Source organism: Sulfitobacter sp. 1A13368, assembly GCF_043557275.1.
In the GTDB taxonomy this organism is placed as follows: domain Bacteria; phylum Pseudomonadota; class Alphaproteobacteria; order Rhodobacterales; family Rhodobacteraceae; genus Sulfitobacter; species Sulfitobacter faviae.
Genome location: NZ_JBIFFR010000002.1, coordinates 61,858 through 84,665 on the forward strand (window position 1 = coordinate 61,858; position 22,808 = coordinate 84,665).

At 64.2% G+C, this 22,808-nt stretch carries 22 protein-coding genes and 1 other RNA gene; 16 read left to right on the plus strand and 7 right to left on the minus strand.

The features are described from left to right. The first annotated feature begins 8 nt into the window (after window positions 1-8). From ACGYK4_RS03835 to ACGYK4_RS03875, 9 genes are all read left to right on the plus strand, one after another. Complete coding sequence (locus ACGYK4_RS03835; protein ID WP_394455177.1) at window positions 9-281, plus strand: sarcosine oxidase subunit delta; 273 nt, start codon at window positions 9-11, stop codon at window positions 279-281. After that, a complete protein-coding gene (locus tag ACGYK4_RS03840; protein WP_394455179.1) occupies window positions 278-3,214 on the plus strand; it encodes a sarcosine oxidase subunit alpha family protein in 2,937 nt (978 codons plus the stop codon). Before ACGYK4_RS03835 ends, ACGYK4_RS03840 begins: the two co-directional genes overlap by 4 nt. Continuing rightward, on the plus strand, window positions 3,207-3,743 hold the full coding sequence (locus ACGYK4_RS03845; RefSeq protein WP_394455181.1) for a sarcosine oxidase subunit gamma: 537 nt from the start codon (window positions 3,207-3,209) through the stop codon (window positions 3,741-3,743). Before ACGYK4_RS03840 ends, ACGYK4_RS03845 begins: the two co-directional genes overlap by 8 nt. Before the next feature lie 51 nt (window positions 3,744-3,794). Next, window positions 3,795-4,103, plus strand: a complete 309-nt coding sequence (locus tag ACGYK4_RS03850) for a hypothetical protein (protein WP_209219329.1) — start codon at window positions 3,795-3,797, stop codon at window positions 4,101-4,103. Window positions 4,104-4,217: 114 nt separating this feature from the next. Beyond that, window positions 4,218-6,212: a DNA primase gene (gene dnaG, locus ACGYK4_RS03855; protein WP_394455183.1), complete on the plus strand. Its 1,995-nt coding sequence runs from the start codon at window positions 4,218-4,220 to the stop codon at window positions 6,210-6,212. A gap of 135 nt (window positions 6,213-6,347) precedes the next feature. Next, window positions 6,348-8,330 carry an RNA polymerase sigma factor RpoD gene (gene rpoD, locus ACGYK4_RS03860; protein ID WP_394412909.1) on the plus strand — a complete coding sequence of 661 codons (1,983 nt, stop codon included), beginning with the start codon at window positions 6,348-6,350 and terminating at the stop codon, window positions 8,328-8,330. 101 nt (window positions 8,331-8,431) lie between these two features. Further along, entirely contained in the window at window positions 8,432-8,845 is a 414-nt protein-coding gene (locus ACGYK4_RS03865; RefSeq protein WP_394455185.1) for a hypothetical protein, read from the plus strand. A gap of 70 nt (window positions 8,846-8,915) precedes the next feature. Then, window positions 8,916-9,395 (plus strand): hypothetical protein, encoded by a 480-nt coding sequence (locus ACGYK4_RS03870; RefSeq protein ID WP_168612399.1) that lies wholly within the window; start codon window positions 8,916-8,918, stop codon window positions 9,393-9,395. Window position 9,396: 1 nt separating this feature from the next. Next, window positions 9,397-9,813: a secondary thiamine-phosphate synthase enzyme YjbQ gene (locus ACGYK4_RS03875; protein ID WP_394455186.1), complete on the plus strand. Its 417-nt coding sequence runs from the start codon at window positions 9,397-9,399 to the stop codon at window positions 9,811-9,813. Window positions 9,814-9,831: 18 nt separating this feature from the next. Here ACGYK4_RS03875 and ACGYK4_RS03880 read toward each other — a convergent pair whose 3' ends face one another. After that, window positions 9,832-10,503 carry an SDR family oxidoreductase gene (locus tag ACGYK4_RS03880; RefSeq protein WP_394455188.1) on the minus strand — a complete coding sequence of 224 codons (672 nt, stop codon included), beginning with the start codon at window positions 10,501-10,503 and terminating at the stop codon, window positions 9,832-9,834. 186 nt (window positions 10,504-10,689) lie between these two features. Between ACGYK4_RS03880 and nrdR the strand changes: the two genes are divergently transcribed. After that, complete coding sequence (gene nrdR, locus ACGYK4_RS03885) at window positions 10,690-11,157, plus strand: transcriptional regulator NrdR (protein WP_067264800.1); 468 nt, start codon at window positions 10,690-10,692, stop codon at window positions 11,155-11,157. 29 nt (window positions 11,158-11,186) lie between these two features. Continuing rightward, the gene (ribD, locus tag ACGYK4_RS03890) at window positions 11,187-12,266 is read left to right on the plus strand and encodes a bifunctional diaminohydroxyphosphoribosylaminopyrimidine deaminase/5-amino-6-(5-phosphoribosylamino)uracil reductase RibD (protein ID WP_394455760.1); all 1,080 of its coding nucleotides are present in this window, start codon (window positions 11,187-11,189) and stop codon (window positions 12,264-12,266) included. A gap of 3 nt (window positions 12,267-12,269) precedes the next feature. Here ribD and ACGYK4_RS03895 read toward each other — a convergent pair whose 3' ends face one another. The 3 genes from ACGYK4_RS03895 to ACGYK4_RS03905 form a co-directional block, all read right to left on the minus strand. Continuing rightward, the gene (locus ACGYK4_RS03895; RefSeq protein ID WP_394433424.1) at window positions 12,270-14,294 is read right to left on the minus strand and encodes a capsular polysaccharide biosynthesis protein; all 2,025 of its coding nucleotides are present in this window, start codon (window positions 14,292-14,294) and stop codon (window positions 12,270-12,272) included. A gap of 9 nt (window positions 14,295-14,303) precedes the next feature. Next, the gene (locus ACGYK4_RS03900) at window positions 14,304-15,434 is read right to left on the minus strand and encodes a polysaccharide biosynthesis/export family protein (protein ID WP_197470901.1); all 1,131 of its coding nucleotides are present in this window, start codon (window positions 15,432-15,434) and stop codon (window positions 14,304-14,306) included. 114 nt (window positions 15,435-15,548) lie between these two features. Continuing rightward, window positions 15,549-16,841, minus strand: a complete 1,293-nt coding sequence (locus ACGYK4_RS03905) for a capsule biosynthesis protein (protein WP_394455189.1) — start codon at window positions 16,839-16,841, stop codon at window positions 15,549-15,551. A 130-nt stretch (window positions 16,842-16,971) separates the two neighbouring features. On the opposite strand from ACGYK4_RS03905, the gene ACGYK4_RS03910 reads away from it, so the two are divergent. The 4 genes from ACGYK4_RS03910 (at window position 16,972) to nusB (ending at window position 19,795) form a co-directional block, all read left to right on the plus strand. Then, on the plus strand, window positions 16,972-17,559 hold the full coding sequence (locus ACGYK4_RS03910) for a riboflavin synthase (protein ID WP_209219322.1): 588 nt from the start codon (window positions 16,972-16,974) through the stop codon (window positions 17,557-17,559). Between the two features lie 81 nt (window positions 17,560-17,640). Continuing rightward, a complete protein-coding gene (gene ribB, locus ACGYK4_RS03915; protein ID WP_394455191.1) occupies window positions 17,641-18,765 on the plus strand; it encodes a 3,4-dihydroxy-2-butanone-4-phosphate synthase in 1,125 nt (374 codons plus the stop codon). A gap of 5 nt (window positions 18,766-18,770) precedes the next feature. Next, complete coding sequence (locus ACGYK4_RS03920; protein WP_394455193.1) at window positions 18,771-19,322, plus strand: 6,7-dimethyl-8-ribityllumazine synthase; 552 nt, start codon at window positions 18,771-18,773, stop codon at window positions 19,320-19,322. Continuing rightward, complete coding sequence (gene nusB / locus ACGYK4_RS03925; protein ID WP_067264814.1) at window positions 19,319-19,795, plus strand: transcription antitermination factor NusB; 477 nt, start codon at window positions 19,319-19,321, stop codon at window positions 19,793-19,795. Before ACGYK4_RS03920 ends, nusB begins: the two co-directional genes overlap by 4 nt. A gap of 57 nt (window positions 19,796-19,852) precedes the next feature. Here the strand turns inward: nusB and ssrS are convergent. The 3 genes from ssrS to ACGYK4_RS03940 all read right to left on the minus strand — a co-directional run bounded on the left by ssrS (window position 19,853) and on the right by ACGYK4_RS03940 (window position 22,182). After that, a non-coding RNA gene (gene ssrS / locus ACGYK4_RS03930) (6S RNA) lies at window positions 19,853-20,007 on the minus strand. Between the two features lie 76 nt (window positions 20,008-20,083). Then, entirely contained in the window at window positions 20,084-20,860 is a 777-nt protein-coding gene (locus tag ACGYK4_RS03935; protein WP_394455195.1) for a hypothetical protein, read from the minus strand. Further along, the gene (locus ACGYK4_RS03940; protein WP_394455196.1) at window positions 20,857-22,182 is read right to left on the minus strand and encodes a hypothetical protein; all 1,326 of its coding nucleotides are present in this window, start codon (window positions 22,180-22,182) and stop codon (window positions 20,857-20,859) included. Before ACGYK4_RS03940 ends, ACGYK4_RS03935 begins: the two co-directional genes overlap by 4 nt. Before the next feature lie 89 nt (window positions 22,183-22,271). Between ACGYK4_RS03940 and ACGYK4_RS03945 the strand changes: the two genes are divergently transcribed. Then, window positions 22,272-22,748 carry an MmcB family DNA repair protein gene (locus ACGYK4_RS03945; RefSeq protein ID WP_394433432.1) on the plus strand — a complete coding sequence of 159 codons (477 nt, stop codon included), beginning with the start codon at window positions 22,272-22,274 and terminating at the stop codon, window positions 22,746-22,748. Window positions 22,749-22,808 lie beyond the last annotated feature (60 nt).

Below are 22,808 nucleotides of genomic sequence, written 5' to 3' on the forward strand. Positions count from 1 at the left end.
GGGCGCAAATGCGGATCGAATGCCCCATCTGCGGCAGCCGGGACCGGCGAGAGTTCTATTATCGCGGAGATGCCATTGCCTTGGCCCGGCCCGCGCCCGATGCCTCGGATGAGGACTGGGACGCCTATCTGCACCTGCGCGACAACCCGGCGGGAGAGACCCGCGAACTGTGGCAGCATGAGACCGGCTGCGGCGCGTGGCTCGTCGTCACCCGCGATACGGTGACCCATGCGGTACGGGCCGTGGAATTGGCATCGGATGTGAAAAGGGCCATGGCATGAGGATTGCAGGGCGCGGATTGATTGACCGGGAGACGCCGGTCAGCTTTACCTTCGACGGGCGGCGCTACGACGGCTTTGCGGGCGATACGGTCGCCTCGGCCATGCTGGCGAACGGGCAGCGGCTGATGGGGCGGTCGTTCAAATATCACCGCCCTCGCGGGGTGCTGAGCGCAGGCAGCGAAGAGCCGAACGCGCTGGTGACCACCGGCGTCGGCCCCGCGTCAGAGCCCAATGTCCGCGCCACCATGCAAGAGATTTACGAAGGTTTGCAGGTGCGCAGCCAAAACGCTTGGCCGAGCCTCGATCTTGACCTCATGGCGGTGAACGATCTGGCATCACCCTTTCTGGGGGCGGGGTTCTATTACAAGACCTTCATGTGGCCGCGCAATTTTTGGCGGCGCGTCTATGAGCCGGTGATCCGCCGTGCCGCAGGGCTCGGGCGGCTGAGCGGCCAGCCCAATGCGGACGCCTATGAGAAAGCCTATGCCTTTTGCGATCTCTTGGTGATCGGTGCAGGCCCGGCGGGGCTGATGGCGGCGCTGGTGGCGGCGCGGGCGGGGGCGGATGTGATCCTCGCCGACGAAGATGCGCTGATGGGCGGGCGGCTGAATGCCGAGAACGAGCGTGTCGATGGTGAGCCGGGCCATGTATGGGCGGCGGGCGTGGTCGCGGAACTCGCGGCGATGGACAATGTGCGGCTGATGCCCCGCACGACGGTGACCGGCGCCTATGACGGCGGGATGTTCGGCGCGCTCGAACGGGTCAACCAACACCGCGCGCGGCGGGGTGAGGGCGCGCCGCTTGAGTGTTTCTGGCGCATCGCAGCCAAGCAATCCATCCTCGCGGCAGGCGCGTTGGAGCGCCCCGTGGCCTTCGCCAACAACGACCGCCCGGGCATCATGACCGCAGGCGCGGTGCGCGCCTATCTCAACCGCTGGGGCGTGGCCCCGGGCAAGCAGGTCGCGGTTTTTGGCAATAACGACGACGCCCACCGCACGGCGCGCGATCTGGCCGCGGCAGGCGTGCATGTGGCCGCACTGATCGACAGCCGCGAGGGGGTCAGCCGCGATGGCGCGGATTTCCCGGTGCTGAGCGGGGCGGTGGTCTGCAACACTTCGGGCGGCAAGGAGTTGGAGGCGGTGTCGATCCGCACCGCCGGGGGCGTGCATAAGATACAGGCCGATTGTCTGGCCATGTCGGGCGGTTGGAACCCATCGCTGCACCTCACCTGCCATATGAACGGGCGACCGACGTGGTCGCCCGAGATCCACGCTTTTCTGCCCACCCCCGGCGCGGTGCCGGGAATGCATGTGGCGGGAGCCTGTAACGGCAGCTTCTCGACCCACGGCTGCCTTGCGGCGGGTGTGGCGGCGGCAGGGGACGCGTTGGCGGCTTTGGGCCGCAAGCCAGAGCCCATCGATCTGCCGCAGGCCGATGACGCGCCCTACCGCCTTGCCCCGCTTTGGGCAGTGCCGGGCAAGGGCCGGGCGTGGCTGGATTTTCAGAACGATGTCTGCGTAAAGGATGTGCAGCAGGCGGCGGCCGAGAGCTTCCGCTCGGTCGAGCATATGAAGCGTTACACGACCCAAGGCATGGCCCCCGATCAGGGCAAGAACTCCAACGTGGCGGCGCTGGCGGTGCTGGCCGATGCCACCGGGCGCGGCATTGCCGAGACGGGCACGACCACCTTCCGCCCGCCCTATACCCCGGTTGCGATTGCAGCGATGGGCGCGGGCGGGCAGGGCAAGGGCTTTGCGCCCGAACGGCTGACCACCAGCCACGCGGCCAGCCTTGCCATGAACGCCCCGATGGTGGAGGCGGGGCTATGGTATCGCCCCAGCTATTTCCCGCGCGGGCAGGAGCGCAATTGGCGTCAGTCCTGTGATCGCGAGGTCGGGTTTGTCCGCAGGACGGTGGGCATCTGCGATGTCTCGACCTTAGGCAAAATCGACATTCAGGGGCCGGATGCGGCCAAGCTGCTCGATCTGGTTTACACGAACAAATTTAGCACCTTGAAGGTCGGTAAGGTGCGCTATGGGCTGATGCTGCGCGAGGATGGTTTCGTCATGGACGATGGCACCTGCGCGCGTTTGGGTGAGACGCATTACCTGATGACCACCACCACCGGCGCTGCCGGTGAGGTCATGCGCCATTTGGAATTCGTCACGCAATGCCTCCATCCCGAATGGCAGGTGCATCTGTCTTCGGTCACCGAACAATGGGCGCAATTCGCCGTGGCAGGGCCGAAGTCTCGTGAATTGCTGAACGGGCTGCTGGAGCAGCCGATCGACAATGACAGCTTCCCCTTCATGGCCTGTGGTGACGTGTGGCTCGGCGGGGTCGCGGCGCGGCTGTTCCGCATCTCCTTCTCGGGCGAACATGCCTATGAGATCGCCGTGCCCGCGCGCTATGGCGCGGCGCTGTTCGACCTGCTGGTCGCGCGGGCCGAGGCGTTGGAGGGCGGCGCCTATGGGATGGAGGCGCTCCACGTGCTGCGGTTGGAAAAGGGCCATATCACCCATGCAGAGATCGACGGCCGCGCCACGGCCGAGGATATCGGCATGGGGCGGATGCTGTCGGATGCTAAGGACTGTATCGGCAAGACCATGTCCGAACGCCCCGGCCTGCGCGACCCAAACCGCGCGCAACTGGTCGGGCTGCGGCCCGTCGGCGCGGTGAAACAACTCACGGCCGGGGCGTTTCTGTTCGAGGCCGGGGCCGAGGCCAGCCGCGAGAATGCGCAAGGCCATACAACCTCGGTCGGCTTTTCGCCGGATGTTGGCACTTTTGTCGGGCTGGGCTTCGTCACCCGGGGCCGCGCACGGCATGGAGAGGTGATGCGCATGGTCGACCATCTGCGCGAAATCGAGGCGGAGGTGGAGATCTGCGCCCCGGTCTTTGTGGACCCGGAAGGAGGGCGCACCCGTGGTTGAATTGAAAGCGCAAACGCCGTTCGGCGATCTGCTCCCGCTGCACATCGGTGACATGACGGTGACGGCCCGCGATCTGGGCCAGTTGACCGTGCTGGGCGTGTTTGATCCGGCGGCCCTCACCAAGGCGCTAGAGGCCGCCCATGGGGTTGCCCTGCCGGAGCCGCTTCAGAGCACCGCCAAGGGCGATGTCCAATGCCTGTGGTTTGGCCGGGAAGAGGCGCTGCTTGTCGGACCCGCGCCGGATGAGGCGCTTGCGAAACATGCAGCCCTTGTCGATGTCTCGGACGGATGGGCGGTGGCAGAGTTGCAGGGGCCGGGGGCCGAAGATGTGCTGGCGCGGCTGGCCCCGGTGGACCTGCGCGCGGCGGCGTTCAAACCCGGTCAGACCCTGCGCAGCCCCTTGCGCGACATGCCCGCCGCGATCACCCGCACCGATACCGGCTTTTTGTTGATGGTCTATCGGTCGATGGCCGCCACTTTGGTGCAGGAGTTGCGCCGCGCTATGGAAGCGGTGGCATCGCGGCGCTAGGTTGTCCCGCAGGGGCCCGAATCCCCGTTTGGCAAACAACGGAGCATAGACATGAACAAAACGATTTTCGCCGCATTGGCCGCGATCAGCATGGCGGTCTCGGGCCCGGCGCTGGCGGCCTCGAAGAAAGAGACGAGCTGCATGCATCAGGCCGCCGTGGTCGCCGCCGTGCAGCAGGCCCGCCTCGACCGCGTAAAAGAGCGCCAAGTCCCCGCCGCCGTAAAGGCCAAGGCGACATGGCCCGAAAGCTTCAACACCGCGATCCCGCTGGTGACCCCTTGGGTCTACGAGATGAAGATGCGCGATGTGAAAAAGAACGATCTGGCCGCCGCGTGGAAAGAAATGTGCCTCGCCCAATAGGCTGACCAACGCCGTGCCGGCCAGGGGGCGCTGCCCGGCAAAAGGGGCGTTTTACCGCCCCCTGCCGCTCTGCCTCCTCTGGACTCTGAACTGCCCCAGCCGGTATATGAAGCCATGAGCCTACCCCCCGGATTTTTGGAAGAACTGCGTGACCGCGCCAGCCTGTCTCAGGTGGTGGGGCGCAAGGTTGTTTGGGACAACCGAAAGTCCAATCAGGGAAAGGGCGACATGTGGGCGCCGTGCCCCTTCCATCAGGAAAAATCCGCCAGCTTTCACGTCGATGATCGGAAAGGGTTCTACTACTGCTTTGGCTGCCACGCGAAGGGGGATGCGATCTCTTTCGTGCGCGAGACCGAGAATGTGAGCTTCATGGAAGCGGTGGAGATCATCGCCCGCGAAGTCGGCATGACGATCCCCAAGCAAGATCCCCGCGCGCAGGCCAAGGCCGACAAGCGCACGCAATTGGCCGAGGTAATGGAGCAAGCGGTGCAATGGTTCCGCCTGCAACTGCGCACCGGGGCGGCGGGGGCGGCGCGCGATTATCTGGCCAAGCGCGGGTTGTCGGAACAGGCGCAGGCCCATTGGGAGATTGGTTTCGCCCCGAACAGTTGGCAGGGGCTTTGGGATGCGCTCAAGTCAAAGGGCGTGGCGGATGAGTTGATCCTCGGGGCGGGGCTGGCGAAACCCTCCTCGAAGGGCGGCAAGCCCTATGACACGTTCCGGGGGCGCATCATGTTCCCAATCCGCGATGCGCGCGGGCGGGCGATTGCCTTTGGTGGCCGCGCGATGGACCCCGAGGATAAGGCGAAATACCTCAACTCGCCCGAGACCGAACTCTTTGACAAGGGTCGCAGCCTTTACAACGTCAAACACGCCCGCGCCGCCGCAGGGCGGGGGCAGCCGCTGATCGTGGCCGAAGGCTATATGGATGTGATCGCCCTGCATGGGGCGGGGTTCGAAGGGGCCGTGGCCCCCTTGGGCACCGCGATCACCGAGAGCCAATTGCAGATGCTGTGGCGGATCGCGCCCGAGCCGATCATCACGCTGGATGGCGATGCGGCGGGTCAACGCGCGGCGCTGCGCCTGATCGATCTGGCCCTACCGCTGCTAGAGGCCGGGCAGAGCCTGCGTTTCGCGGTCATGCCCGAGGGGCAGGACCCCGACGATCTGCTGCGCGCGCAGGGGGCCGGGGCCTTGCAAAAGCTCTTGGATAATGCCCTGCCCATGGTGCGCCTGCTGTGGCAGCGTGAGACTGAGGGCAAGGTTTTCGACAGCCCCGAACGCAAAGCGGCGCTGGACAAAAGCCTGCGCGAAAAGATCAAACTGATCCGCGACCCGTCGATCCGCAGCCACTATGGGCAAGAGATCAAGGATCTGCGGTGGGAGCTGTTCCGTCCGCAAAAGAAACGGCCCGAATTTCGCCCCGTCGGGGGCAAAGCGCCGGGCAAGGGCAAAGGCGGCAAGGGCGCTGCTTGGGGCGCGCCGCTGGCCCCGCTGGCCAGCACCAAAGCCTCGGCCCTCGTGGCGATGAGCGATGAGCAGGTGGGCATGCATCTGCGCGAGGCGGTGATCCTCGTGGCCCTCGTCGATTGCCCGCAGTTGGTCGAGACCTTCGAGACCGGGTTGGAGGCGATGCGCTGCGATGATCCCGATCACGCGCGGCTGCGCGACCTGCTGCTGCGCTTTGGCCATGCGGGCGAAGAGCGGCTGAGCGAGGAGATTTCCTATTCCCTCGGCTGGGAGACACTTGAAAATATGAAGGGGCAACGCCACGTTGCCATCACGCCCTGCATCCGCAATCCCGGCAACGTGGACATGACCCGCCTGACCGTGGCCGAGGAACTGGCCAAACTGGATGCTGCCCGTGGGCTGAACGAAGAGATCGCCGAAGCCGTCGAAGACCTCAGCGGCCCGGCGGATGAGGGGGTCACCTGGCGTTTGAGCGAAGCGGCCCGTGCTGCCGATCTTGCCCGCCGCAGCGCACAGGAAGAAAGCAACGGGGAATTCGACGTGGGCGACAACGGCATGACGATGGACCGCGATGAGCGCAGCGCATTGGACGCGCTGTTGGGAACGATTAAATATGACAAGTCAAAGGGCCGCGGATGAGCATCGGCGTGGCCCATTTGCAGGACTTTTTGAAAATGCTGGGCAACGGGTTTAAGAATCACCCATAACCCCGCATGATTCGGAAAACCGAATCGTCTGCGGATGATTCGCGCTGACGCGCTGAAGGAGCATGAGATGGCTGCCAAAGATACGAATGACGACGCAAAGAGCAACGATTCAGAGGCCGGCCACTCGCTCGACATGAGCCAAGCCGCCGTGAAGAAGATGATCGGTGAGGCCCGCGAGAAGGGCTATATCACCTATGATCAGCTGAACACGGTGCTGCCGCCCGATCAGGTCAGCTCGGAACAGATCGAAGACGTGATGTCGATGCTCTCGGAAATGGGCATCAACATCATCGAAGACGAGGAAGCCGAAGAGGAAGAGAACAAAGGCTCGACCGAGGTTGCGACCACTGAGTCCAACCGCGATGTGGCGCTGTCTTCGGGCACCTCCGAGAAGCTCGACCGCACCGATGACCCGGTGCGCATGTACCTGCGCGAAATGGGCAGTGTCGAACTGCTGAGCCGCGAGGGCGAGATTGCCATCGCCAAGCGGATCGAAGCTGGCCGCAACACCATGATTGCGGGCCTTTGCGAAAGCCCGCTGACTTTCCAGGCCATCACCATCTGGCGTGACGAACTTCTGTCTGAAGACATTCTGCTGCGCGATGTGATCGACCTTGAAGCGACCTTTGGCACGCAGATGGGCGATGAGGAGGAGACCTCTCCGGTCGTCGCCCCTGCCGCCGGGGCCGAGAGCAAGACCGAAGAGTCCAAGCCCGAATATGACGCCGACGGCAATCCGATCTCGTCGGATGACGACGACGACGAAGACGAACAGGCCAACATGAGCCTCGCGGCCATGGAGGCGGCGCTGAAGCCACAGGTTCTCGAAGCGCTCGACATCATCGCGGATGACTATGAAAAGCTCAGCGCGATGCAGGACAGCCGCATCTCGGCCACGCTGAACGAAGACGGCTCTTTCACCAAGGAACAGGAAGAGACCTATCAGAAGCTGCGGTCGGAAATCGTGCTTTTGGTGAACGACCTCCACCTGCACAACAACCGTATTGAAGCGCTGATCGACCAGCTTTACGGCATTAACCGCCGTATCATGCAGATCGACAGCGCCATGGTGAAGCTCGCCGATCAGGCGCGCATCAACCGTAAGGAATTTGTCGACAATTATCGCGGCTATGAGCTTGATCCCAACTGGATGGAGCGGATGGCCGAGAAGTCCGGTCGTGGCTGGCAGATGTTCATCGAACGCTCTTCCGAAAAGGTCGAAGAACTGCGCGCCGACATGGCGCAGGTTGGCCAATATGTCGGGCTGGATATCTCGGAATTCCGCCGCATCGTGCAGCAGGTCCAGAAGGGTGAGAAAGAAGCCCGTCAGGCCAAGAAAGAAATGGTCGAAGCGAACCTGCGCCTCGTCATCTCCATTGCCAAGAAATACACCAACCGTGGCCTGCAATTCCTTGATCTTATTCAGGAAGGCAACATCGGCCTGATGAAGGCCGTCGATAAATTCGAGTATCGCCGCGGCTACAAGTTCTCCACCTACGCGACATGGTGGATCCGTCAGGCGATCACCCGCTCGATTGCTGACCAAGCACGCACCATCCGCATTCCGGTGCATATGATCGAGACGATCAACAAACTGGTCCGCACCGGTCGCCAGATGCTCCACGAGATTGGCCGCGAGCCGACGCCCGAGGAACTGGCCGAGAAGCTGCAAATGCCGCTCGAAAAGGTCCGCAAGGTGATGAAGATCGCCAAGGAACCGATCAGCCTCGAGACGCCCATCGGCGACGAGGAAGACAGCCAACTGGGTGACTTCATCGAGGACAAGAATGCCGTGCTGCCGCTCGACAGTGCCATTCAGGAAAACCTCAAGGAGACCACGACGCGCGTGCTGTCCTCGCTCACCCCGCGCGAGGAACGCGTGCTGCGGATGCGTTTCGGTATCGGCATGAACACCGACCACACGCTCGAAGAGGTCGGCCAGCAATTCTCAGTCACGCGCGAACGTATTCGCCAGATCGAAGCCAAGGCATTGCGCAAGCTCAAACATCCGAGCCGCTCGCGCAAGCTGCGCAGCTTTCTGGACCAATAAGCCAAAACGCGGCCCCGGTGGCCGCGTTTTCTTTTGCGGGGCGGGTCTTTGACCTGCCGCCCGCGCCGCTTACATCAAGGGGGTATCCCAAGAAGGTTCCCATGATGCGCAAAACTGTCCTTACCCTTCTTTGCCTTATGCTGCCGCTGCAAGCCGCCGCACAGGCCTACCGGGCCGAGAACCGGCTGATCGTCGTGCCCCTCACCGCGCAGGAGTTCGAGGTGATTGAAGACCACGGCGCAGGCGCGCGTCACATCTGGTGCGCCGCGGCGGAGTTTGCGCAGGACGTTCTGGGCCTCTCGCGCGGGGAGCGGCTATTCATCAAAACGCCCCGCGGTCCGTCGGTCAGCGGTGTGGGCCGTACCGGCGTCGTTTACACCACCAACCTTGAGCGGGTGAGCGGCGACAGGGGGCAGTCCTATTCCGTCACGATCAACCGCGCGGGAGAGAACTTGCCCAGCCACCATGCCCGGCAGTTCTGTCTGGATCGCATAATTGAGTTGCGGGATTTCTGAACCGGGCAAGCCGTTGTTTTTACGCGGTGGCGGGCTTATTCTGCGGGTATTGTTACGACGGATTGATCTCATGCGTTTTCTACTCGCCAGCCTGCTTCTGACCCTCGGCGCCAGCCAAGCGGTCGCCCATTGCCACTTACGCAGCGCAACGGTTCTAACCTGTACGATTGACCAAGGGGCAAGGCAGTTGGAAATCTGCCTCGACGGGGAAGAGGTGATCTACCGCTTCGGCCCGCCTGACGCGCCCGGTCTGACCCTGATCGCTCCGATTACGGAGGTGGCGCATCAGCCTTGGCCGGGCATAGGTCGCGCCATTTGGGAGAGTACGACCTTCCGGAATGGCGATTTTACCTATGAGGTCTATGGCTCTTTCGACAAACTCGATCAGATCAGCGATGGCGGGGTAACGGTGCGCGAGAATGGGCGCGAGATCGCCTCGCTTTCTTGCGACAGGGGGGCAACGGAATTGGGCCTCTTTGCCATAAGCGACGCGAAGGAGGCGGCTGGCCAATGTTGGGACGCAGAGGCGCAGCACTGGGGGGCCTGCTGAGATGCAGACAGTCTTTACCATTCAAACCCGCGGTCAGGCGCTCTACGAGTTCACGGAGGACGTGGCCCGCTGGATTGCGGGGCAGGGGGACGGGCTGCTGACGCTCTTGGTGCAGCACACCTCGGCCTCTCTGCTGATCCAAGAGAACGCGGACCCGGACGTGCAGCGCGATCTCTTGGCCTATTTCGCGCGGCTGGTGCCGCCCGCCGATGCGCCAGAAATGCGCTATCTCACGCATCTGATGGAAGGGCCGGATGATATGCCTGCGCATATCAAAGCCTCGGTTCTGCCGGTGAGCCTTAGCATCCCCGTCGCGCGGGGGCGGATGATGCTGGGCACTTGGCAAGGCATCTACTTGTTCGAGCATCGCGACGCCCCGCATCAGCGGCGCATCGCGGCGCATTTCCGGCCCGACTGACGCCGGACCGGGCAGGGGTCACCCTGTCGGCATCAGGTGAATTTCCCGCACCGCCGCCCGCGCGGGCGCTTCGAGCGCATGCATGACCGCGTTTGCCACATCCTCAGGCTGCAACTTGTCGGGTTTGGCCTCGTCGAAAAAGGCGGTGTCGACCATGCCGGGCGAGACCACCATGCAGCGGCCACCCCATTCGGCCATCTCATCCGCCAGGTTACCTGCGTAGCCGTGGATAAACCACTTGGTCGCCCCGTAGATCGACCCTTGGATATGCCGCCGCCCGGCAGCAGAGCCAGTCACGACATATTGCCCAGTGGTCTTGCGCAGATGCGGCATGGCGGCATGGGCGGTATAGAGCGCGCCCATGATGTTGAGCTCGACCATCGCTTTCCAATCCTGCGGGTCGCCATTCTCCGTCCCCGCCGGACTGGTGCCGCGCCCGGCGTTGGCGAAGGCAGCGTCAACCTGTCCGAAGTGGTCGGCCAGTTTGTCGATTGCCTGTTTCTGCGCGTCGTAATCGGTGGCGTCGCCCACCAGCACCAACGCCTGATCGCCGATCTCATCGGCGAGGGCGTCCAATTTCTCTTCGCTCCGGGCAAAGAGGCCGATGTTCCAGCCCGCTTTCGCGGCGGCACGGGCGGTGGCGGCGCCGATCCCGCTCGAGGCGCCGGTCAGGAAAAGTGTCTTGGTCATAACATGCTCCATTCATAGCTTTCGTTGACCAACGCGGGGCCATGCCGTTGGGTCCATGACACATATTTGAACGCAAGATATAGCTGTGGAAATCTTCTCTACCCAAAACCTCGCGGCTCCCCTATAAGTTTTGACAAGAGGGCCGCGCGCCCCACAAGTGAGGCAGGATGAAGAGGGGGACGGCCGATGCGCTGCCCGTTTTGCGGAAATATCGACACCCAAGTGAAAGACAGCCGCCCGGCCGAGGATCACGTCTCGATCCGGCGCAGACGGTTCTGCCCGGCCTGCGGGGGCCGCTTCACCACCTACGAACGGGTGCAGTTGCGCGACCTTGTGGTCATCAAAACCTCCGGCAAGCGCGAGGATTTTGACCGCGACAAGCTGGAACGCTCGATCCGTATCTCCATGCAGAAACGCCCCATTGATCCCGAACGTATCGATCAGATGATCTCGGGCATCGTGCGCCGGTTGGAAAGCATGGGCGAGACCGACATCAGCTCGAAACATATCGGTGAGATCGTGATGGAGGCGCTGGCCCGGATCGACACTGTGGCCTATGTGCGTTTCGCCTCTGTTTACAAGAACTTCCAAGCCGCGGACGATTTCGACAAATTCGTTCAGGAACTGCGGCCCGACGCCCTGCCGGAAGAGTGACCGGCGAGAGGGTGAGCGACGCGCGGTATATGGCGCTGGCGCTGTCCTTGGGGCGGCGCGGGCAGGGCAATGTCTGGCCCAACCCGGCGGTGGGCTGTGTCATCGTGCAAGGCACGCGGATCGTCGGGCGCGGTTGGACCCAGCCGGGCGGGCGCCCCCATGCCGAGCCGCAGGCGCTGGCGCAGGCGGGTGCGGCGGCGCGGGGGGCGACGGTCTATGTCACTCTTGAACCCTGTTCCCACCACGGCAAAACGCCGCCCTGTGCGCAGGCGCTGATCGACGCGGGCGTGGCGCGGGTGGTGATTGCGACCCAAGATGATGATGCCCGGGTCAACGGGCGCGGCATCGCGATGTTGCAGGCCGCTGGGATCAACGTCTCGGTCGGTCTGCACGAAGACACGGCCCGCGCGGATAACGCCGGTTTCTTCTGCCGCACCGATCTGGGCCGCCCGATGCTGACGCTGAAGCTGGCCAATTCCTTTGACGGGCGCATCGCCACCGGCACGGGCGAAAGCCAATGGATCACCGACGCTCCCGCGCGGCGGCTGACCCATGCCATGCGCAGCCGCCACGACGCGGTGATGGTCGGGGCGGGCACCGCCCGCAAGGACGACCCGAGCCTGACGGTGCGCGGTCTCGGGCTTGCCCAGCAACCGGCGCGCGTCGTCGTCTCTCGCAGGCTCGACCTGCCGTTGATGGGGCAACTGGCGCGCACGGCGGCTGAGGTGCCTTTGATCCTCTGCCACGGTGCGGATGCCGATCCGGCTTTGGTCAAAGCTTGGGCGGATCTGGGGGCGACACTGCTGCCCTGTGCCGCACGCGGGGCGCAGTTGGACCCGCAGGATGTGATGCGGCAATTGGCGGCGCATGGCCTCACAAGGATTTTCTGCGAGGGGGGAAGCGCCTTGGCCGCTTCGCTTATCGAGGCGGATTTGGTCGACCGGCTGGTGGGGTTCACCGCCGGGCTGGTGATCGGGGCCGAAGGTCTGCCCGGCATCGGGGCGCTTGGCCTGTCGCGGCTGGCCGAGGCCCCGCGCTTTGCGCTGCAATCCAGCCAGCAGATCGGGCCGGACCTCCTGCACATTTGGCGGCGCAACGCAGCCGATTGAGCGCTATCGCCGCCAGAGGTGGCTCTGGCTGGCAAAGACCCCTTGGAGCTTCGATAGCATCCGGTTGCCCAACTCGGCGCGGGGCAGGCGGCCCGCGGCCAGCCGTTCGACCACCACTTCGACAGGGCAGGGCAAGCCGCTGACCGGGTCGCGGTAGCGCGGGTAATCGATGAGCGCGGCATGAACAAGCCCTTCGAGCGTCGGTGTCGCGCGGCGGCGGGGGGGCACATCGCCCCTGTCTTCGGTCAGCCCCCAGCCCGCGTAGAAAGGCGCGCCCAAGGTCACCACCGGCACCCGGCGCAGGAGCGCTTCGAACCCCAAGAGGGAGGTCATGGTCCAAACCGCGTCGACTTGGCCCAGAAGCGCCACCGGGTCGGCCCGGTGCAGGATCAGATCGGCCTCGCGCGCCTCGGTTGGGCCTTTGCGCAGGCCCGCTTCGACATCAGGGTGGGGTTTGTAGAGGATCACGGCATCCGGGTTTGCGGCGCGTGCGGCGGCCAGCAGGGCCGCGTTGCTGCACACATCGCCCGTGCCGGTGAGGATGGAGGCGTCGTCTTCGACCTGTCCCGGGACGAGGATGCGCCGCCCCGGCGGTAGGTCGGGCGCGGCACCGCCGAGGTTGTATTTGCTGAGGCCCGCCCCGGTGAGCGCCGCGATCAGCGCGCGGGCGCGGGCCAGTTGATCGGGGCGCAGGTCGGCGCGTTTCTCGATCCATTTTTCCAACCGGCTCGGCCCTTGGGGATCGTAGTAAATGCCCAGATCGTCACAGACCAGCGACAGGGGCGGGACCAGTTCGGCCCCCAGCCCGCGCGAGCGCAGAAACCCGTCCTCGACCCGCATGGCGCCTTGTGGCGCTACGTCAGCCTTGCTGGCCCAAACCATGGCGCGGCGGGGCGGTTCGGGGGCCTCTGCCGCGCCTTTGCGAAAGCGGATGGGCGTGGCCGTACCGAAGAACTGTTGCAGCGGGCGGCGCTTCCACAGGCGCATGCCCCATGCGTCCCAGCCGCGATGATCCTCTCGCCACGCGCGGGCCTGCGCGGCGAGGGCGGTGAAGGCCGTCTCGAAACTGCCGAGCTGGTCGCGATAGGGATCGTACCACGTCGGATAGAGGATCATCGCGGCGGCGAAGAGTTGCGCGCGGCTGAGGCGGCGCTGGCGGCGTTGGACGGGGAACTCATCATCCGTCAGCCCCCAACCGGCATAGAAGGGCTGGCCGAAGACGCGCGGCCTGTGGCCGGCAAAGATCGCCTCGAACCCCATTTGCGATGAGACGGTGTAGACACCCACCGCCCCTTCGAACAGCGCCCAAGGGCTGATGGGATCGGTCAGCAGGCTGATCCGCTCGTTGGTATCCTCGGGGCCGTAATGCCCGGCGCGGTAGCCCTGTGCCGTCTCGGGGTGGCTCTTGATGATGACCCGCGCGCCGGGGTGTTCCTCTTGCGCGAAGACGAGCATTTCCAGAAACCGCGCGCGATCCGCGTTCGAGGCGGTGACGGAGGCGTCGCCGCGGGTCTGGTCGATCACCAACACATAGCCCGGCTCCGGCGCGGGCATGTCGGGGTCAAAGCCCGCATATTTTGTCAGATGCGCCTCGGCCATCTGCGCCATGCCGCCCCGGGCACGGTCCAGAAGGGCGGTATCGTCCAGCGGGTGATGGGCGAGCAGCTCTTCGAGGTCTGAGGGCTGGGCAGGGTCGAAATGCGCCCCCCGGCTGTCGATCAGCAGGCCCAAGGGCGGCTCGCCCGCGCGACCGGGGTGGAGCGAGCGCAGCCATGCGTCCTCCACCCGGATCACCGGCACGCCGCGTTTGGCCGCCACGGCCAGTCCGCGATGCGCGGTGGGGGAGTTGCCCCAGACCGCCACCGCATCATCCGGCCCGGGCAGGCCGAGGCGCAGGGAATGGCCCGAGAGTTGCAGGATGCGCCGCAGACGGCGCTGCGTCAGAAAGCCGCCGTTATATACGAAAAGCCGCCGGCTCCTTTCGGGACCGGCGGCGGGGTATTGGTATGGGTCAGCTTCGAATGCCACCGGGGTGGCTCATTCGGTCAGCGAGGTGATACTATCCGCCGAACCCGCCGTGCCAGTGATGGCCGAGATTACCTTGCTCCACTGGGTGAAGGGCGCTTCGGTCACATAGATCGTATCGCCGTCACGGATCACGAAATCGCGGGCCATGAACATGCCGTTGGGTTTGGTCAGGTCGGTGACATAGACCATGCGCTGCGCGCCGGTCAGATCGCTGCGGCCCAGCACCTGTTCGGCGACTTCCTCAGGCTCATTGCGGAACACGAAGACGCCGGTGGGGTCGGCCGAGAGGGGGCTGAGCCCGCCCACCTGCGCGATGCCTTCCAAAAGCGAGAGGTTTTGCGATTCAAAGGGCACGCGGGCCTGTCCGCCGGTGGCGCCAAGCGCGGTGAAAGAGCGGGTATCTTCCTCGACCAAAATCCGGTCGCCCGGACGCAGGGCGATGTCGAGTTCGGGGTGGTCATAGAGGTCTTGGAACCAAATCTTACCGCGCTGCCCGCCGCGGATCACGGTGACCTGCGCGATTTCGGGGATGATGGTCACACCGCCCGCGCGTGCCAGCATGGCGGCCAGCGTGCGGGTCGGCCGTTCGATCGGGTAGACGCCCTGCGCCCCGATGGAACCGATGAGCGAGACGGTCGAGCCGTCACCGGCGGCGCGGCGCACTTCGACCTGCGGGTCTGGGGTCTGTTCGCCCAGCTTGTTGGTGATGATGCGGCGGATCGCTTCGGGCGTGTTGCCCGCAGCGCGGATGCGGCCCGCGTAGGGGATGAAGATAAAGCCCGCGCCGTCGACCTGCACCTCTTCCAGCATGGTGGCTGGGGCGCCTTCGACGCCGAGAAGCGGATCGTCCACGTTCTCATAAACCGTGATGCCAAGGATGTCGCCCGGCTGGATCGTGTCGGAACCGACCCGGCCCGCATTCTTGAAGCTTTCCGAAAAGCCAAGCGCCGGGGCCACAGCGGTGGCGCGGGTCACACGGTCATTCACGCTGACGACAAAGGCATCGCCTTCGCGCTGAACGGAGCCTGCGTAGATTTGCCGTTTGTTCGGCCCGACCTGCGGCAAACCACATGATGAGACGACGGCCACCGCCGCCAGCGCTGCGATGGGGCGCGCCCACCGGAAAGATACGGATTTCACTGCCCGGTCTCCTCGACCTGAAATATCTGCCTCGAAATCGCCAATTGTCTTGACGTATTACTTTGCAACTTAGCGCAGCCTAGCGAAAAAATCTACAGGGCGGAATGGGTTAACTCAGGTGACGACCCGCAACTGTTGCCGAGGGGCCGCGGTGCCCTGTTCCAGTGCGTCATAGGGATCCTCGGCGGCGAGCATCATATCGACCACTTGGCGCAGCAATTGCCGCCGCCCGCGTGCGGCATAGAAGCCGCCGGGAACCTGAGAGGTTTCAAGCAGATAGCGGCGGTAATCCTTATAGGCGCGGTTGTCGGGGCGGTTGGCAGTGGCAAAGAATTCCGGCAGCGGCTGGTCCGAGACAAACTCAGGCTGGGAATAGACCGCGTGGCCAAAGACCTTGAGGGGGATGCCGCGCCAGAGCACCTGTTGCCCGGCGGTGGAGTTCACCGTGACCGCGCTGCGGGTGTCGTTCAAAAGTTGCGCGAGCTTGCCGCCACGCACGAAATGCACGCGGTCTAAGACGCCATGCAGGCGGGCCAGCCGTATGACATCGCGCCGCACCGGCACGCGGCCATCCTCCAGCGGATGCGCCTTGATGACGAGGTGGTGGTGCTGCGGCGCGCCCTTGGCGAAACCGTCGATCACCAATTCAAGGAAATCGGCCATCGTGTTGAAGGGCGAATGTTTCTGGAAAGAGGAATCATGCTCCAACTGCAGCAGCGCCAGATGGTAGGGAAAGCCGCCCAGCCGAATTTTCAGCGTGGCCAGCAGGCGGTCGGCGGCCAGCACCGGCATCAGCAAGAGCCGCTTGAGGTAGAGACGGAATTCCTTGGTGACCGGCAGGCTGCGATGCGGTTTGAAATTGCGGTAATCGCCGTTCCGGAACATCACGAACCAATGGTAAAGTGCGCCGTAAAAGATGTGGTGGCGCATGTCGCCCCAATGGCCCGGCGGCAGGGGGGCTTCCATGTCTGAGCGTGCGAGGGCGGCCTGCATCTGGGGAATTGTCATCTCCATCAGCCGCGAATTGCCGTTCGAGCCGCCGCGCTCATAGGTGACCCAATAGGGCCGCATATAGCCTTCCTCAAAGACATGCACGGTGATGCCACGGCGCTTGGCCTCGGCTACGGCTTCGGCGTGGATGGGACGGGTGTCGCCGTAAAGCACGATGTCGGTGACCTGCTTGTCGTCCAGCAGGCTGGTAAAGACGCGCGGCCAATCCTCGACCCTGCCGCGATAGGGGATGTAGGTCGACGGGTGAAACCAAAAGGCCCGGTCGCCCGCGTTGAAGCCCACACGCCAGACCTCGGCCCCCGCACGGCGCAGCATCTTGCCCAGACTGTTAAAGAAAGGGCCATGCGGTCCTTGCAGGAACAAGAAGGTTCTGGTCGGGGCGGCGGTCACGGTCATTCTGGTCCTTCGGTGGGGCTTTACCCTCTTAACCACCATATAATAGGGGCGACAATGTGGCGTCACCCGCTCTTGCCTGTGGCGGTGACCGGGTTTACCACTGCGCGGAACCAGCAAAGGAGCCTACCCCATGTTCACCGGTATTATCACAGACGTTGGCACCGTGACCAAGCTGGAGCAGGAAGGCGACCTGCGTGCGCGCATCCAGACCGGCTATGACACCAGCGGCATCGACATGGGCGCCTCCATCGCCAGCGACGGCGTATGCCTGACCGTCGTGGGGCTGGGCGAGGATTGGTATGAGGTGCAGATCAGCGCCGAGACCGTGGCTAAGACAAACCTCGGCCAGCACTGGCGCGAGGGCAAACGCGTGAACCTTGAACGCGCCTTGAAGGTGGGCGATGAGCTGGGCGGACATATCGTCTCGGGCCATGTCGATGGCGTGGCCGAGATCATCGAGATGAAAGACGAGGGCGACAGCACCCGCGTGACCCTGCGCGCGCCCGAGGATCTGGCGCGGTTCATCGCGCCCAAAGGTTCCGTGGCGCTGAATGGCACCTCGCTGACGGTGAATGATGTCGATGGCTGTGATTTCGGCATCAACTTCATCCCGCATACCAAGGAGGTGACGACTTGGGGCGATGCAGGCGTCGGCGATCTGGTGAACCTCGAAATCGACACGCTGGCCCGTTACGTGGCACGCCTGAACGAGATGTGACGCCGCGCCCTTCGGGGCGCGCTCTGGCCAAGCGGCGCGGGTCAGGCTAAGAGCCGGGCAACAGATAGATGGAAGCAGCCGATGCAATTTGACAAACCCGGACCGGTCGAGACAGGGCTGAGCGATGCGATCTCGCCCATCGAAGAGATCATCGAAGAGGCGCGCCAAGGCCGTATGTTCATTCTGGTGGACCATGAGGACCGCGAGAACGAAGGCGATCTGGTGATCCCGGCGCAGTTTGCCGATGCTGCAGCGATCAACTTCATGGCGACCCATGGGCGCGGGCTGATCTGTCTGCCGATGACGGCAGAGCGGGTCGATCACCTCGGCCTGCCGATGATGGCGGTGAACAATTCCTCGCGGCATGAGACGGCCTTTACCGTGAGCATCGAGGCGCGGGAGGGTGTCAGCACCGGCATCTCTGCCGCCGACCGTGCGCTGACCGTAGCCGTGGCGATCTCGGAACAATCCGGTTCGGCGGATATCGCCACCCCCGGCCATGTCTTCCCCCTGCGCGCCCGCGATGGTGGCGTGCTGGTGCGGGCGGGCCATACCGAAGCCGCGGTCGATATTTCGCGCCTCGCGGGGCTGCATCCTTCGGGCGTGATCTGCGAGATCATGAAGGACGACGGCGAAATGGCCCGTCTACCCGATTTGGTGGAATTCGCCGCCGAACACGGGCTGAAAATCGGCACGATCAGCGATCTCATCACCTATCGCCACAAACACGACAATCTGTTGGTGGAGCGCGACAGCCGCACCGTAACTTCGGCCTATGGCGGCGACTGGCAGATGCGGGTGTTCTCCGACCAGATCACGGGCACCGACCATGTGGTGCTGACCAAGGGCGACATCTCGACCCCCGAGCCGGTGCTGATCCGCACCCATGCGATCAACGCGCTGGAAGATATCCTCGGCCTTGGCCCCAGCCCAGCGGATGAGCTGCCCCGTGCCATGCAGATCATCGCCGAAGAGGGGCGAGGGGCCGTGGTGCTGTTCCGCGATCCTTACCCGCGCCTCAAGCTCGACCCAGAGGATGACGACCGCCCGCGCACGATCAAACGCACCGGGCTTGGCGCGCAAATCCTCTCGACCATGGGGCTGCATGAACTGGTCCTGCTGACCGACAATCCCGACACGCGCTATCTGGGCCTTGATGCCTATGCGCTTGAAATTGTGGGCACCCGGCCCATCACCACGGAGTAATCGCCATGGCATCCGCCGAAGAGCATACCATCCTGCCGCGCCCCAGCTTTGATGAACCGGTGAAGCTGCTGATCGTGGTCTCGCCCTATTATTCGGACATCGCAAACGGCCTGCTGACCGGCGCCAAGGCCGAGTTGGAGGCTGCGGGCGCCAGTTATGAGGTGATCGAAATGCCCGGCGCGCTGGAGATTCCCACCGCCATCGGCATTTCCGACCGGGGCAGCAATTTCGACGGCTATGTCGCGCTTGGCTGCGTCATCCGGGGTGAGACCACCCATTACGAGACCGTCTGCAACGACAGCAGCCGTGCCTTGCAACTGCTTGGCTTGCAAGGGCTTTGCATCGGCAATGGCATCCTGACGGTCGAGAATAAACAGCAGGCCGAGGTGCGCGCCGACCCCGAGGGGCAAAACAAAGGCGGGGGCGCGGCCGCTGCGGCCTTGCATCTTATCGCGCTCGCTCGTAAATGGGGCCGCCAGAGCAAGGGCATCGGGTTCAAGCCATTCGGGCAGGACACTTTGATGGCCGGCGATAAGGATGGATCAAACATCGCATGACCAGCAACGGGCCTTCGGGCAACCAGAAACGTAAGATGAAGTCGGCCTCGCGGCTCTATGCCGTGCAGGCGCTGTTCCAGATGGAGCATTCCGCGCAGACGGTCGATGTCGTGCGTCACGAATTCATCGACCACCGTTTCGGTGCCGTCTATGAGGGCGACGAGATGCAGGAGGGGGATGTCGATCACTTCTCTCGCGTGCTCGAAGATGCGGTGAACTATCAAGCGCCGATCGACCAGATGGCGAACCGCGCCATCGTCGCCAAATGGGCCATTGCGCGGATCGACCCGACCCTGCGCGCACTGTTCCGCGCCGCCGGGGCCGAGTTCCGCCATGACGACACGCCGCCGCGCGTGGTGATCAAGGAATATGTCGACGTGGCCCATGCCTTCTTCCCCGATGGGCGCGAGCCGAGCTTTGTCAACGCCGTGCTTGACCATATGGCCCGCGAGGCGCGCCCCGAAGCGTTCTAAACGCGCGGGAAAGTGGCCCCGAGGGGCCATCTACCACATCAATGTCTTGGGAAAGTGACGGGAACCGCGCCTGCCGCTGCTGTTTTATATTCCCGAGGACCTGTATGTACAGGTGGGCGCCAGGTAACCGAACCAGGGCTCGGACAGAGCCAGCTCCCTCGGATTTGCTTAAGGCCACTGGAATGTAACGTTCACGAACAGGGCAGAACCCGTCGACCCCCGATGTAGGGGCCAAGTGGGGCTGCGGCAAGGGGGCGGAGGTGGATTTGCAAAACTTCTCTGCCCCGCTCAATCCTTGGATGGAATGAAGCCGTAGCGGCGCAACTCTTCGGGCAGCAGCACATAAATTTCATCGGGTGGCGTCACCAGCGCGTGCTGCATCACCAGCGGGTCTACCCCCATGTCATCCAGATAGCGCATCACCTCGCCTTGGCCGCGCTGGATGTCCTCCACGGCGACAAAGGCGGGCAGGATCGTGCTTTCGCCGAAGTAATGCTGATGCACCCCGACCGAGGCGCTCTCGGGCACCGTCCGTGCCGCGCCGGCGGCCAGCAGATAGGGGCAGGCGGAATAGCAGATGTCCCCCTCTCGCAGTGCGGTGTCTAGCCCTTCGCGCCGCAGGAAGCGGCCCAGTTCCAAAGCGTCGCGGACCGATCCGCCGGGGGAATTGAGGTAGATTTCCTCGGGCGTGGGGGTCAGTTCGCTTAACTGCTTAACGATCCGCTCTGCATCGCCAGCTTCGATGGCCCCTTCCAGCAGCGCCGCCCGCCCGCCCGAGACGGGGGTGAGCACCAGCCGGTCGGGCAGGGCGGTCTCGGGCATCGGCTGGCCCGGGGTTGGCGCGCGCTCGGGGCGGAAGCGGCGGGTCTGGTCGCCGGGGCGGATCGGCTCGGTCAATTCCGGGGCGCGCGGGCCTAAGCCCGGCAGGCGCAGCCCTTCCCCTAGGTCCCCCCAGAACAGCAGCACCGCAAGGCCAAGTTGAAAGATCAGCACGCCGATCAGTACCCGCCCGACAATCGGCTTCCGGTGGGGGGCCTCGGCTTCTGGTGGGGTCTCCTCGCTCATGTGCTTTTGATCGAAGTGACGGGGCCGGGGGCCGGTTCTTCGGGCGCATCAGGGGCGGGCGGCGCTTCGGCGGCGGGGCGTTTGTGGGCGGGGCTTTCTTGCATCGCCACATCGACATCACGCACGGCAGCAAGCGCGGCGCGCAGTTCTGCAAGGGTCAGCGTGTCTTCGACCGCAGCCCCCTCACGGCCCGAGCGGATCGCCCCTTGGGTGATGGAGAGGATCAGCACCAGAACGGCGGGCAACAGGTCAATCGCGATGGCCCCGGCCCAAGAGGGCACAAAATTGCGCGCATAAAGGATCACCGCATCGGCGCTGGAGATCGGCGTATAGGTCGTGTCGGCAGCGGGCGGCATGGTCTGCACGTCCTGCGCCGCGCGCTCCAATGTTGCGGCACGTTGGGCCAGCACCTCCAGAACCGAAGTGATCGTCGCCCCTTGCGCGCCGCGTTGCTCTTCGTTGCTGCCGTCAAGCTCAGGCAGCACGACGGAGGCCGCCAAATCCTGCGCTGCGCGTTCCACCAGCGGGGCCACGGACAGCTGTCGTAGCCGGGTGATCAGACCTGCAAGCCGCACGGCCTGTTCGGAAAACTCGACCGAGCGCGCTTGAACCGGGCCGGGCTCCACCGTCAGGGCGCGCATGCGGCTGAGGATCTGGTTCCCCTCGGCGAAGGCGTCATTCACCAGCGGGGTCTGGGTGGCGATCTGCGCCTCCAGCGCGCCCAGTTCCGCCGACTTCTGCCGCAGCACCCGGAACACCGCGCCGCGCCCGGCAAGGCCCGACAGGCTGCCAGCCGCCTCTTGCTCGCTGAGGTCTTCGAAGCTCTGTCTGACCCGCGCCACGTCCCGCTCAAGCCCTTGGGCCGACAGGGCAATCTCATGGGTGCGCTCCAACGCGCCTTGGTAGTCCTGCACCGTCTCGGCCAGATGCTGTTCCACCGCCGCCGATCCGGCGAGCGCGGCGGCGTTCAGCCAGCTCGACATCGCGATGATCGCGACGGAGCCGAGCCCCATCGCCCCCAAAAGCCCCATCCGCGCACGGGTCGTGCGCACAGCGGGGAAGAGCCGCAGCAGATAGGACCAGAAGACAAAAATCCCTACCGAGACCGCCACCGAATAGGCGATCGCGGCAAAGGCCGACATGGCGCCATTGTCATCCAGCAGCGACGAGACGCCAAGATAGGTGTAAATGCCCGAGGCCACTGCCAAAACGCCAAGCGCCGTGCCGGAGAATGTATCGAGCCATGTCAGGTGGCCCTCCAATTCACGGGCGTAACGCACCCCGCGCGCCTGCGTCTCACTCATCGGTTCGCGTTGTGCCATGGGCCTCCCTCGCTTTGCTGGGGTGAAGATAGGGGGTCGCGGGGGAATTACCAAACTTTCCGGTGCTGCCCCTTGTGGATGTTCATCAAATGTTCATATTTGTCGCCATGATGGAGAATGACATACGACAACTCCAACCCGGCCAATTATTGGCGCGGGGGGTGATGCGGCATCTGGCCGATCGTGGGTTCGCCTCGGTGGAGGAGCTTGTGCCGACGCGCGGTTTGCGGGTCGACGTGATGGCGCTTGGCCCGAAGGGGGAGATTTGGATCGTCGAATGCAAATCCAGTCGCGCCGATTTCATGGGCGATGCAAAATGGGAGGGCTATTTGGATTGGGCCGACCGGTTCTTTTGGGCCGTGGACAGTAATTTCCCCGTAGAACTGCTGCCCGAGGAAAGCGGCCTCATCATCGGTGACGCCTATGGGGCCGAGATTGTGAGGATGTGCGATGAGACCAAGCTTGCGCCCGCCCGGCGCAAGGTGATGGTGCAGAAATTCGCGACCCATGCCGCCCGGCGCCTGCATCGCCTACGCGATCCTGACATGGCGCCGAACTGGTCTTGAAAGGGGGGGGAGGTCGTTCGCCCATATCCCTAAGGCGGGGCGAACCCGCGTTTAGGCGGC